The organism is Paraglaciecola sp. (assembly GCF_039943935.1).
Lineage (GTDB): Bacteria > Pseudomonadota > Gammaproteobacteria > Enterobacterales > Alteromonadaceae > Paraglaciecola.
Genome location: NZ_JBDUZQ010000021.1, coordinates 153,547 through 166,081, shown reverse-complemented (window position 1 = coordinate 166,081; position 12,535 = coordinate 153,547). Strand labels below are relative to the sequence as shown.

The following is a 12,535-nucleotide window of genomic DNA, read 5'->3' as shown; positions in this document are numbered from 1 at the left end:
TGAAAACTGTTTGTTGAGCAATGCGCTGACTGTTAAAATGACCGACGGTCCTACAAAAAAATAACGATTGATTTTTTATAGGTATAACTTTTTTATTATGGCGATTCAGTGCAAAGCACAGTAAAGCGCTAAAGATTACATCGAGGTGTTAAGTGCCAAAAATTTTTGTAATAGGTCCAAATAAATGTGCCACTGGAAGCCTGTATCAATACTTTAAAAATAATGGTTTAAAGTCTGTGCATTGGGATGATGGCTTGTTAGCAAAGCGCATGGTAAGTAATGTATCCGCAGGTTTGGATATACTAACTGGGTACGAAAATTTTACGTGTTTTTTAGACTTTTATTGGGTAACGCAGGGCATATATGTTTCACCGTTGTTATTAAGGTTTTTTATTGCGGAGCAATACCCGGATGCGTTGTATATTGTTAATCGACGCGATAAAAAGGATTGGAGAGCAAGTCGTACAAAGCACGATAACGGCAGTTTTGCTAAGCGCTTGCACGCAAATCTAGGTGCTGATTATAACGCCGATTTAGAGTATGACACTTATTTTGACATCGACACATTGAAATTGGCATCGGTTCATCACTTCGACCTCTCAAACCCCAATAAATTTACTGAATTAGGTGCGTTCCTGGCGTCCAGTGGCGTAAAGGTAATTAACGAGACTGAAGTAAAGTCGAACGTTTCAGCGAACCTTTATAAATAGTTACCATAGTACAAATGCGTAAAGCGGGTGTTTTATCTATTCACGATTGTGGCAACGCGCTATCGCAATGTGAATCCCAGAATTTATAGATTAAAAAATAAAAGAAAAGATTAATGTTAAAAAATACATCATTAGAAGAATTTGGTTATAACTTTCTCGGACCAGTCCTCACTGCTTATATTGATGAAGTACACAACAAAGCCTCAATATTAGAATCTGTTAAAGTATTTCATCTCGCGCGTGAAGGGCATGTGTTAAAGCAAGCCTTTGCAATGAAAAACCAAAACAATATTGATTCGGAATACTTAACTGTTTCAAGGACGTTTTTGTTTAGAATTCTTGCTGATATTAATACCTCGTGGGAATTTAGTGTAAAGCACAAATATGTTGGTAAGTTAGCGGCATTTTTTCATGCTCGTTTTTCTTTTTCACGCGATGAAATAGAACGTATTTTACCTGCCGAAATTCGCGACGAAGATATATCCCTACCTGAAGACTTTTCGCGAGTATGCGAGATACTGATAGAGCAACAATCGCTAATCGCTGCTATCACTCAGCCATTAAGAGAGATCTATCTACGCTATCTCGAGTCAGTAGGATTCACAGATCCACAAACCACACCAGTAGTGACTGATGTGGGCTATTCTGGGACGATTCAAAAACTACTGTGCTTGCTCGTTGGCAGGGATGTCAGTGGTATATATATGATCGCTACTAAAGTGGGTAAACTCACTATCGAAGAATACACCGCTACTATCGACTATGTGTTTAAGTCAGGCGTAAAAATGGGCGAGGGCTATACTATGCTAGACCGCTCGATGTTTTTAGAGGCTTTACTGACAGCACCTAATGGACAATTTGTTGATATTCTTGAAGATGTGAATACCAAAGAGTTTCATTTTTGTTACGGCAAGCGCACCCATACCCAAGAGTGTTTTGTTGACTTAAATACCCTTCACAAGGGCGCGTTAGAATGCGTGCAATCGGCGGCCAACAACAACTTTAGTTTTACGCCTAGTGAAGTGGAAGTTTTACTTGAATCTTATGTTACCAAACGCAATTTATTGCCTCGTGCTTCATGGCCCTTGTTTGTGTTAGACGACGCCATTTCAGGGGAAGGTAACCTAAACCCACTAGATTTTTTTGGGCTGTAATATGAAAAATAATATCAGAAATGCGGTCAGAAGGACGCAACAATCCTTTGAAATGGCCACCAAGCCAAAAGTTGCGAAAGCCTTTGAAGAGGCTAAGCGTCTTGGGCTTTTTGATATCGAGTGGTATCAAGCGCACTATGGCACTTTCCCTCACGAATTGGCTGCGTTTGAGGATTACCTCGAAAAGTCAAAATCATCAAACGTTAACCCTTCTGCCAATTTTGATACCGAACTGTATTTGCGGTGCAATGTTGATATTTACCTCAATGGGATTAGCCCGCTTATTCACTATATGTATCACGGCCGGCACGAAGGTCGCATAAGCTCCGGTGTGATTAACCGTTGGTTACCCGCTACAGAACTAGTCCCTCGAGATTCAGCGAACTGGAAAGACCAAAAAATTGCGATAGTGTTACATATATTTTATGTAGATTTTGTGGCTAAGTTCGCCGAGACTCTACGCCAATTCCCTACATCTGTAGATGTATTTGTAACAGCGGCTACGCCACAAATTGAGCGCGATGCGACAAACACCTTTAGCAAACTAAGCAACGTTAACCGATTAAAAACCGCCTTGTGCGAAAACCGCGGTAGAAATTTTGGTCCTTTCTTAGTTAACTTTAGTAAAGAGCTGCTTAATTACGACTTAATGTGCCATATGCACTCTAAAAAATCTTTGTATAGTGGCCGAGAGCAAACGCAGTGGTTTGATTATCTACATAATTTTTTATTGAAAGATAAACACGCAGTGAAATCAGTATTGCGGTTGTTTGACGAGCATCAAGACCTAGGCATCTATTACCCTTCGTCATTTTGGATGATGCCATCGTGGGTCAACCATTGGACGTGTAATAAACCTTTTGCGAACAGGTTTATTGATGACTGGGGGATAGATATTAGCGATAATTTTGTTAATTATCCGGTTGGAGGGATGTTCTGGGCTCGGCCTAAAGCGCTTGAGCCATTACTTAACCAAAGTTTTAGCTATGACGATTTTCCCGCAGAGCCGTTGCCCAATGATGGCAGCTGGTTACACGCCTTGGAACGCGTAATTGGTTTGTTGTCTGAAAAACAAGGTTTTAAACAATTTTTCTATTACCCACCATTGGGGCGGTTTACTACAGATAAAACCCAGATATCGTCGAGCTATAATAAACCACCAGAGCAGTTGCTTAGCGAGATAAGCAATTTTGATATAGTGTCTTTCGATATTTTCGATACAGTACTCAGGCGCGAGTTTAACGAGCCCGACTATGCAAAATTGAAACTTGGTAAAGAGCTGGTAAGTCACGGTTATTTTGAGACACCGCAGGACTTTATTGAGCAACGCAACGAAGCTGAATTAGTTTGTCGAAAAATAGTGAATTTTGAAGGTGATATCAGTATTTATGATACTTATCAACAGATAGCTAATAACAAAGGTTTATCCGCAACACTTACGAAACAATGGGCTGAAAAAGAGTTTTACTACGACCTAGCAATGACGTTGCCGAAAGATGAAATGGTTAAAATTGTGCATGAACTAGATGCTATGGGCAGAGAAATTTGGTTTGTAACAGATATTTATTACAGCAAAGCGCAGATTACAAAGATGTTACGAAAAATAGGTATTTCTATACCGTATAAACTCTTTGTCAGCGCAGATATTAAAAAGCGCAAGGATGCTGGGACAATGTGGGTCCACATAAAAAAATTAGTTGATGAAAGTGGTCAAAGTTTTATACATATAGGCGACAATGTGCGCTCTGACGCACAAATATGCGGTGATTTTGGCTTGCAAAATATGCATATCCTCAACCCTATAGATAAATGGCGTATTGCCGGTTTTGAAATACCGGCTTTTGATGATGAAACCGCCATTATCAAGTGGGGTAAATTGATTAGTAATTTTGGACGTTACCCATATTTTGGCGAATAAAAATGGAGATTTGCTGTAAATGAAAGTGGCAATTTTAATGATGCAGAAAAATGAATCTGAGTTGCTCGATAAGTGGCTCAGATATCACGGCTATTTATTTGGCTTTGACAATCTGTATGTGTATGACAACGGTAGCGAAGACAAAGCCATTCGTGAAACTCTACAAGACTACCAGCCACTAGGTGTTAATGTGGATCTCGAGCACAACCAAAAAATAGATTTTGAAAACAAAGGGAGTTTGTTTTTAAATAAAATTAGTCAGCTACAGAGTGAGCGGTCAGATTACGACTTTTATATCCCTTTAGACTGTGACGAGTTTATTGGCTTTTTGGATGACGAGGGAAATGTCTCGTGCGACAAAACAGGCCTTGATGCGCTGTTAACTCAATACATAGACCAACAGGATCTACTGCTATTCGATAGCCAATATTACAACAGTTCGGTAAGCGACGTATTGTTTAACAAACAACCTTATCGCAAGTGCTTATTTTACAAAAATACAATTGCAAGCCTAGATGTAGGGTTTCACTGGGGTAAGGTTAAAAACTCAGACAAAGAACAACGCACTCGGCTCATTCAATTCCATTTTCACAATAAGCCCTTTTCTATTGGCAAAGAACACGCACGTGAAAAACTGGTGAATAGAGTGAAAGACTTTGAACCAAAAACCTTGAATAACTACCAAGGCCCAGGGTTGCATTTGGTGCGCTTTTTTAATCAAAGTGAAACCAGTTATGTTAATAATCAACTTAAGCAAGTTCATATACATTCGGTGGCGTTGCGATATAAGTTTAATGAGTTAGGTTTGTCATGGCCTTATGAAGAAAGCTTGCAAGAATCGCGTAACCACAACGAGCTCGTCAATGAGCTGGATGGATTTAGTAATATTACCGAATATCTGCAAGGTAGTATCGATAACATTGAATACACCAAAAGCACTAAAGCGCTCACAGTAAAAGGCTGGGCTGTGTTTCAGCGCAGTGTTTCAGTGGAGCGGTTATTGTTGTTAATCGACAAGGAAAAGCCCATTGAGTTCACCGTTGTTAAGCGCGTTGCCCGCAAGGATGTTGCCGACATGCTTAACTTAGGCAATACGCTCATTGGTATTGAAGCTCAAGGAGTATTGCCGGCGTCTTTTGGTAACGCAACTACCTTTGAAATTGCGGTGCAGTCAAATCACAATAGCCAAGTTTACCCTCTCAATGTAAATCGTAAATACCGAGAAATATTGAGTCAATAATATGCCTAGCAAGAAAATTATTATTCATGCTGGGCCTCCTAAAACGGGCACTTCGGTTATTCAATTATGGCTGAATAACAATGTTAGTAGTTTAGCGGCGCATGGAATTTACTATCCAAGTCATGATTTAGACCGCAACCAAATCAGTTCGGGAAATTTTTCTGAAGTGCTAGAGGTTGACGAGAAAAAGAAGGTGACCTTTTGCGAAGATAAGTTTTTGATCCTAATGGCCAAGTTTGAACAAAGCGACGCTCATACATTGTTATTGAGTTCTGAATATTTTTTTAAGCAAATTCCAACGTTTAAGCAATATAACTATAACTACGAGTTTGTAGTGTACCTAAGGCCAGCAATTGCCTTTGTAGAGTCAATATATAACCAAAGTGTTAAGAGAAATGGCAACGACGCACCAATCGCAATCCGCGCTAACATCGAAAATCCATTTCATACGATGCTTACACGGTATCTTGGCAAATATGGAGCGAATAACTTTATTGTTCGCGGTTTTGGAGGGCACTCGGTTCTGGGCAAGAGCCTAGTGGAAGATTTTGCCCAAGTTCTAAATGTTGATACAACTTTAATTCAAACCAACAGTAAATATGTTAATCGCAGTTACTGCTTCGACGCGCTGGAGCTAAAGCGATATTTAAACCGTTATTTTGGAACGCAATTGGATAGCGAACTAGACCCGCTATTACAACAATACGAGGGCGGCGAGCATAACTTTAGTTTATTACCGCAAAGTACTTTTGACGATTACAAAAAGCAATCCTTAGCAGAGATAGCCTGTATTGCTCAGTTAGTGCCCATAATCAATAAAGATAAGCTAACTAGCTCACTTAATAATATGACGCGAAAGCCGTACCGCCATCAAGCACTTGGCAAAGGAGCCGCTAAGCAAGTATTGAGTTTTATTGCCAATCAAAATTCACGCCTATTTTGTGAAATTGCGACAACACTAATGGGTAAATTGTTAACGGCTCAAGACCAACATGTTCAAGCTACAGTGAAATGTTTGCACGATGAAATACAAAGTAAAAAAGAAGACCGCGGTTGGCTAGCTAAGTTAAAACAATTAGTGAAGTTGTAAAACTACCGTTTAATCTTCATTTAATTTTTGCCTTTGGGGATTCTAGCTGTGTTCAGCACACAAAAAATCTAACCCAGCAAACACTTTTTTGATTTAACTATGTTAACCTAGAATGCACATATAAGGGGTTGTTTTAAAAGCTGAGTAGGTGTTAAACAACAAACAGTTGTTACGAATTAGGATAATAGGGAATGACAGAAAGTAGAGTTATCTCAGGGTTTGTTGATCACGTCGAAGGTGGTTATTTAACGGGATGGGCTGCAGTTATTGGTGATAATTCACCTTTAGAGATGGCGGCATATAATGAGCAAGGTGCCTTTTTAGGCAGCAGTGTCGCCGATTTATTTCGGGCTGACTTAAAAGACAATGATATTAACGAAGGCAATCATGGGTTTGTTATTCAGTTAAATCATGATTTACTGTTAGATTCTGCAACTATAGAGCTGCGTGACAAGCAGACTAACTCCGCACTCAATGTACCTGAAATCGAGATTTTAACTCCAGAGAATACCGTACATGTGTCGGTAACTTCACTTATTAACAATCGTTTGGAGTTTGTGGCCAAGAGTACGCAAACTGAGTGGGAAAAAACGCTTACTTTTACTATTGGAGATGAAACAATAGGTGTTGTTAAAGTAGAGTCAATTAGTGATGTTTTTTATGGACACATTTGGTTGCCAGCTAAATATTTAGATAATAAACAACACTTGGTTGAATGTCGCTGCCCTGGCGAGCCTTTCCTTATCGGATATGGGGTGGTAAAAGGTGATCCAATATTAACTCCAATGGCGCTTTTATCACATAGCTTCAATCAGCCTGGTCTTATATCTAAACCCTTAATTGCTGATAGCCGCTATGAGTCTTTGACTTTGCAATTAGCAAATGTTGAACAATCAGCTATGGATGTACAAGATATTATTACTGTACATAACGTATTAATAGAGGGGAGTGAAAAACGCAAAAGCTTCCCTAAATTTAGTTTGCCAAATTACAAAAAGCCCTTAGTCTCTATCATTGTGCCTGCTTATAACAAGTTCGCTATGACATTCCATTGCATCGCCTCAATCGCATTAGCTTATAATCGTGTGACCTATGAAGTTATCTTGGCAGATGATTGTTCTGTAGATGAGACTGTTGATGCTGAAAAATACATTGATAATTTGGTGGTTTCTCGTAATAAAGAAAATTTACGTTTTTTGCTTAATTGCAATGCTGCATCCGCCAAAGCTAAAGGCGAATATATAGTATTTCTTAATAATGATACTGAAGTCACTAGTTATTGGTTAGATGAATTAATTCATCAACATGACATGGACTCAATTGTAGGCTTAACTGGATCGAAATTACTGAACAGCGATGGTACTTTACAAGAAGCTGGCGGCATAGTTTGGGGCAATGGTGAGCCGTGGAATGTTGGTCGTAATCAATCTCCTTACGCCCCAGAATGGAATTATGTTCGCCAGGTCGATTATGTTACTGGCGCCGCTATGTGCATTCGAAAAGATGTTTGGATAGAAGTCGGGAAATTTAGTGAGGAATTTATCCCTTGTTATTACGAAGACGCTGACTTGGCCTTTAAAGTGGCGGCTGCGGGTTACAAAGTTCTATATGTGCCTCATTCTGAAGTGACACATCTAGAGGGGCGGTCTAACGGTACTGATGTTACTAAAGGACTTAAACAATACCAGACAGTCAATGAAGCAACATTTAGGCGTAAGTGGTTTAGTGTATTTAAACACTATCCTAAACCCGACTTAAAAGAATTATCGATTGAAAAAGACCGTAAAGCAGAGCAACGTATTCTTGTCATAGATTATGCTACACCTATGATGGGCATGGATGCGGGTAGCTATGCGGCTGTTCAAGAGGTTAAGTTAATGGTGGCACTTGGCTTCAAAGTTACTTTTGTGCCCGAAAACCTCGCTCCAATGGGTAAATATACAAAAATTCTTCAAAACTTAGGAGTTGAAGTACTACTTGCTCCTTTTTATTACTCTCTTCAACATATTTTAGATACCCGGTTGGATGAAATGGATGCTGTATATATCACGCGATATGACGTTGCCAGAAAATATATCGAAGCAATTCAAGCCAAACAAAAACCAATAATATTCAATAATGCAGATTTGCATTTTCTGAGAGAAATGCGAGCCGCTATTGCAGCTAAAGATAAAGAGTTAATTGATAATGCTCTTTTAACTCGAGAGGCTGAATTGAAAGTATGTGAAGAAGTTGATGCAGTGTTAACTTATAACACTACAGAACAAGCTGTAATTACTAGTCATACTCTATTATCAGATAAATTACATTTAACTCCATGGGTATTAGACGTTAAAGATAGTGGCCCTAGTTTTAAAGCCCGAGAAGGCATTGCATTTTTAGGTGGCTATAACCATAAACCCAATGTAGAAGCTGTAGAGTTTATGGTTAAGCAAGTGATGCCACTATTGTTAGCTCAACGTCCTGATATTAAGTTTTATGTATACGGAAGTAAAATACCGGAAACTTTTGACGAATACGAAGCTGAAAATGTATTGATAAAAGGATTCGCAGAAACCTTAGATGGGGTATATCACGACCATCGTATATTTGTTGCACCGCTCTTATCTGGCGCAGGTATCAAAGGTAAGGTACTGGATGCTATGGCTTATTCCTCACCCACAATATTAACTGACGTTGCTGCTGAAGGCACAGGATTAAGCAACGGTATAAATACCCTCATTGCCAATGACCCGCAAGAATGGGTCTCAGCCATTATGAGACTTTATGATGACTCCAAATTATGGCAGCGCTTTGCTGAAAATAGTTTGATGCTAGCAGAAGAAAATTTTTCCTTTGAGCATGGAATTAAGCAGTTTAAGAAAATTTTTGAATCAGTAGGAATATATACATCAGTGATTATGGATTAATACATGTCAATTATAAACAATACGTTTAATTTTATTTTTATCCATGTACCTAAGGCTGCAGGAACATCCGTTACCAACGAGTTTTCAAAATATACAAATTATTGTGACTTGGAGATTGGTGGTACCGCTTTTGGAGAGAAAATACAGCCTTTGTATCGAAATCGATTTGGGTTGTATAAACATATACCAGCTAAAGAACTTCGTGCAATTATGGGACAAAAAGACTGGTCAAAATTTTTTAAGTTTTCAATTGTTAGGCATCCAGCAGACAGGCTACTATCCACTTTTAATTTTTTAAGAGAGTGGTCTGGAACTCCTGTAGATTTGAAAGAGAGGTTAGGAAGCTTTCAGTCTTTCGATGATTTTGTTCAGTCAGAAATTTGGAAAAATAGACCTGGGCCAGATAATATATTTTACGGTCAATCACATTGGTTATGTGATAAAAAAGGATTGCTGGTTGATTTTGTTGGTAAGTTAGAAAGTTTGGATGAAGATATTCGCCAAATAGTTGATTATGGAAATCTTCCTAAAAAAACTTCAAGTGAGATGAAAAAGCTAAATTCTAGTGCCGGTGGAAAGAGTTATGACAGCATTTCAATAAAGTCAAAAAAGATGATTAACGAGTTTTATCAATTAGACTTCGAGTTATTTGGGTATGAGAAGTTAAATGAAGGTTAAAATTACTGAAAGGTTATTGGACTACTTGGCGAGTAAACGGTTTTATTTTCGCCCTCATTTTCATTACGGGGATGCGTTAGGCAAGGTAATTAATGTTGTTAACAAAGTAGAAGTTGAGGCTTACTCAAGAATACCCGAGTCTAGTCTATCTTGGAGTGGTCAAGTAAGCATTGGAGCTTTTTCATATCTCGTACCTGGAAGTAATTTAGAGGCTTCATCTATCGGACGTTTTTGTTCAATAGGAACCGGTGTTAGGATTATGGGGCAAAGTCATCCTACGGATCGTGTCACATCATCCACTTGGACTTATGGAAACAATATAAAAAATATTATTTTAGAAGACTTTGGTTGTACGCCTATTCAAAATTATAAGGTTCCAAATGAATCTGGAATTTGTATTGGTAATGACGTTTGGATTGCCGATAATGTTACCTTCAAGAGAAATTTAAAGGTTGGTCATGGTGCTATTGTTGCCGCCAACTCTCTAGTAACCAAAGATGTTCCCCCTTATGCTATTGTTGCAGGAAATCCAGCAAAAATTGTTAAATATAGGTTTGATGAGGAATCTATTACTGATTTGATGAGCTGCAATTGGTGGGATAAGTCTCCGAAGTTCTTAAGTCAATATGATTTGTCAAATGTTGAAAAGTTTAAGGAAGTTAAGGAGGATATTATCTCTGAAGTTAATTATACATACGAAAAGTTTTGTCTGCACGATTTGATAAAAGACTCATTTTTAAATGAATAGTACACACGAAATTAATTGGAACTCAAAGCAAGGAGCTGCCGAGTTAAATAAGCTGACTACTCTAACTAATATTGATTTACCTAAATCTTATTCGCAACAGAAAAGTTGGTCAGAAAGTGTAGTCTTATTTTTTGATGATGCAATAAAGTTAGATTCAATCTCAAGTAGTAGTTTTGTTACGGGGATAAAAGAAGCTTCAATAAGAGATATACGACCTCCTCATTCTATAGGTACGCTTCCAAACTTTATTCCTAATGTTAATAGGCATTCTAAATCTGTTGATATTAAGCGTTACACAATAACAAATGCTAAAGTATTTGCCTTGTTTAATATAGGGTTCGTTTTTTTTGACGAAAACAATAACGTATTGAAAGAGCTATCAAGTCAATATTATCCTTTGCTACAACTACATCCTAATCTCACTGGTGTACTTTCGGAGTGTTCACATTTACCAGAGAGTGCTACTTTTATTGCTGACTGGTTTTATGAGCGCAATTATGCTCATTGGTTACTTGATACGGTACCTAGATTAATTAACCGAGCTGGGAAGGTCATCTGTCATAACCCAGTAAAAATTTGGCAAAAAGATCTTCTTCAATTATATGGTGTTGCTTTAACTGAGGTTGAACCTTTAGAGCCTAATCAATGTAAATCGTTTTCAAACCTTATACTCGATGGCAACAACAGTAGACCGGTACCACACCCCTCGTATAAATGCCATCGTAGTTCGATTGATTTTATACGAAATCCCAATGTTGAAATAACTGGTATTCAAGGCTCTCAAAAGCGAGCTTTAGTTATTAAGCGGAATGATTCTAGAGTAATAGTTAATAGCCATGAGTTAGAGAATATACTTGTTAAGCTAGGCTTTGTTGTTGAGCTTATTGATTGTGCTTTTATTTCTGTTAAGGAACAATTTAAGTGTTTTGCAAACGCTGATGTTATTGTTGGTGCTCACGGGGCTGCGATGGCTAATACAGTTCATTGTAAATCCGGTGCTTATATTTTTGAAGTATTTCCCAAATGTTATGGAAACCCTGCTTTTTGGGCTGTTTCTACTACTGTGGGTGCTAATTATGTTGCAATTACAGACGTTGATGAAGTTGAGTCTGAGAGCCGTCCTAGGTACAGAGATATATCCATTACACCGTTTGGTCTAAGCAAATTTTGCGAGCTTTTAGCAGAATTGTAGGTTAGCCAAATTTTAATAAATAGAGAGTTTAAATGAAATTTACCGCTTTTGGGCTTGCTCGGTCTGGCACTACAGCTTTAGCTCAATTACTGAATTCTCATCCTGAGGTTTTTTGTGCTATTGAGGCATTTCTTCCTGATAAGTCAATTGCTGACTTACCTCTCCCTGAGTCGCTATTAGAACCTGATGTGGTTGGGCAGAAAAGAGCAATTAAGCATGCTGCTATTATTACTTCTAAGCATAAATGTTTTGGAAATAAGTTTCCTAGGTATTATGGGTATTTAGACGATGTTAGCTCCAATTGTATCCCGAATATTGGTATTTATAGAGAAGGTTTTTCTTTTGCTCACTCATGGAATGAGAGAGTTAGAGCTAAAGAAAACTGGCCGCAGGGGCGGACAGGGATCATTGGCATTATTGAGCAAGTAATATTGTTAATTTCTCTTGCTAAATTAAAAAATACAGATAGTACATATATTTTTTCTTATGAAAGATTACTTCGAATTGATAAAGAGCATTTTACAGAAGTTTTTAAATTATTAGATGTAGATCCTGAATTAGCAAGAAACAGATTTGAATCCCAAGTTTTCAACCGAAAAAAAATAAGTGAAGTCAAACGAACGTTTACAGAAAATGAAGCTAGAGCTAAAGATTATTTTGATATTGAGAAGGTCGACATTTTGCTTAAAAATAATTCAGGTATAAGCATATCTTCATACAGTACAGATGCACTAGATTCTCTGTCGTTACTTAAGGTTAAGTTAGAGTCCTTTATTCAAGAGTTTTCAGGCACATTTTCTGACTTAGAAGTTCAATATTTAAAATCTCAACTTCCATTCTTTGAGCATGCAATAAAAGAAAAACTATATTTTTAATTGAATGTAGTCGAAGTAAAA

Annotated in this window: 10 protein-coding genes; all 10 read left to right on the top strand. The window is 37.9% G+C overall.

Annotation, left to right across the window (positions count from 1 at the left end; genetic code table 11):
• The first annotated feature begins 152 nt into the window (after positions 1-152).
• Positions 153-710, top strand: coding sequence for a hypothetical protein (locus ABJD71_RS12780; protein WP_348169825.1), 558 nt, complete (start codon positions 153-155; stop codon positions 708-710).
• Between the two features lie 113 nt (positions 711-823).
• Positions 824-1,864 carry an HAD family hydrolase gene (locus ABJD71_RS12775; RefSeq protein ID WP_348169822.1) on the top strand — a complete coding sequence of 347 codons (1,041 nt, stop codon included), beginning with the start codon at positions 824-826 and terminating at the stop codon, positions 1,862-1,864.
• Between the two features lies 1 nt (position 1,865).
• Complete coding sequence (locus ABJD71_RS12770; protein ID WP_348169819.1) at positions 1,866-3,782, top strand: rhamnan synthesis F family protein; 1,917 nt, start codon at positions 1,866-1,868, stop codon at positions 3,780-3,782.
• 19 nt (positions 3,783-3,801) lie between these two features.
• Positions 3,802-5,022, top strand: coding sequence for a glycosyltransferase family 2 protein (locus ABJD71_RS12765; RefSeq protein ID WP_348169816.1), 1,221 nt, complete (start codon positions 3,802-3,804; stop codon positions 5,020-5,022).
• A 1-nt stretch (position 5,023) separates the two neighbouring features.
• A complete protein-coding gene (locus tag ABJD71_RS12760) occupies positions 5,024-6,112 on the top strand; it encodes a hypothetical protein (protein WP_348169813.1) in 1,089 nt (362 codons plus the stop codon).
• A 191-nt stretch (positions 6,113-6,303) separates the two neighbouring features.
• Positions 6,304-9,021 carry a glycosyltransferase gene (locus ABJD71_RS12755; protein ID WP_348169811.1) on the top strand — a complete coding sequence of 906 codons (2,718 nt, stop codon included), beginning with the start codon at positions 6,304-6,306 and terminating at the stop codon, positions 9,019-9,021.
• Between the two features lie 3 nt (positions 9,022-9,024).
• A complete protein-coding gene (locus tag ABJD71_RS12750; RefSeq protein WP_348169808.1) occupies positions 9,025-9,699 on the top strand; it encodes a sulfotransferase family protein in 675 nt (224 codons plus the stop codon).
• Entirely contained in the window at positions 9,689-10,447 is a 759-nt protein-coding gene (locus ABJD71_RS12745) for a CatB-related O-acetyltransferase (protein WP_348169805.1), read from the top strand. The genes ABJD71_RS12750 and ABJD71_RS12745 overlap by 11 nt, the downstream gene beginning before the upstream one ends.
• Complete coding sequence (locus ABJD71_RS12740; protein ID WP_348169802.1) at positions 10,440-11,639, top strand: glycosyltransferase 61 family protein; 1,200 nt, start codon at positions 10,440-10,442, stop codon at positions 11,637-11,639. Before ABJD71_RS12745 ends, ABJD71_RS12740 begins: the two co-directional genes overlap by 8 nt.
• 32 nt (positions 11,640-11,671) lie before the next feature.
• Positions 11,672-12,514 carry a hypothetical protein gene (locus tag ABJD71_RS12735; protein WP_348169799.1) on the top strand — a complete coding sequence of 281 codons (843 nt, stop codon included), beginning with the start codon at positions 11,672-11,674 and terminating at the stop codon, positions 12,512-12,514.
• Positions 12,515-12,535 lie beyond the last annotated feature (21 nt).

Coding starts and splice junctions, on each gene's coding strand:
- ABJD71_RS12740 (WP_348169802.1), top strand. CDS start 10,440: ATGAATAGTACACACGAAATTAATTGGAACTCAAAGCAAGGAGCTGCC.
- ABJD71_RS12745 (WP_348169805.1), top strand. CDS start 9,689: ATGAAGGTTAAAATTACTGAAAGGTTATTGGACTACTTGGCGAGTAAA.
- ABJD71_RS12765 (WP_348169816.1), top strand. CDS start 3,802: ATGAAAGTGGCAATTTTAATGATGCAGAAAAATGAATCTGAGTTGCTC.
- ABJD71_RS12760 (WP_348169813.1), top strand. CDS start 5,024: ATGCCTAGCAAGAAAATTATTATTCATGCTGGGCCTCCTAAAACGGGC.
- ABJD71_RS12750 (WP_348169808.1), top strand. CDS start 9,025: ATGTCAATTATAAACAATACGTTTAATTTTATTTTTATCCATGTACCT.
- ABJD71_RS12775 (WP_348169822.1), top strand. CDS start 824: ATGTTAAAAAATACATCATTAGAAGAATTTGGTTATAACTTTCTCGGA.
- ABJD71_RS12735 (WP_348169799.1), top strand. CDS start 11,672: ATGAAATTTACCGCTTTTGGGCTTGCTCGGTCTGGCACTACAGCTTTA.
- ABJD71_RS12770 (WP_348169819.1), top strand. CDS start 1,866: ATGAAAAATAATATCAGAAATGCGGTCAGAAGGACGCAACAATCCTTT.
- ABJD71_RS12755 (WP_348169811.1), top strand. CDS start 6,304: ATGACAGAAAGTAGAGTTATCTCAGGGTTTGTTGATCACGTCGAAGGT.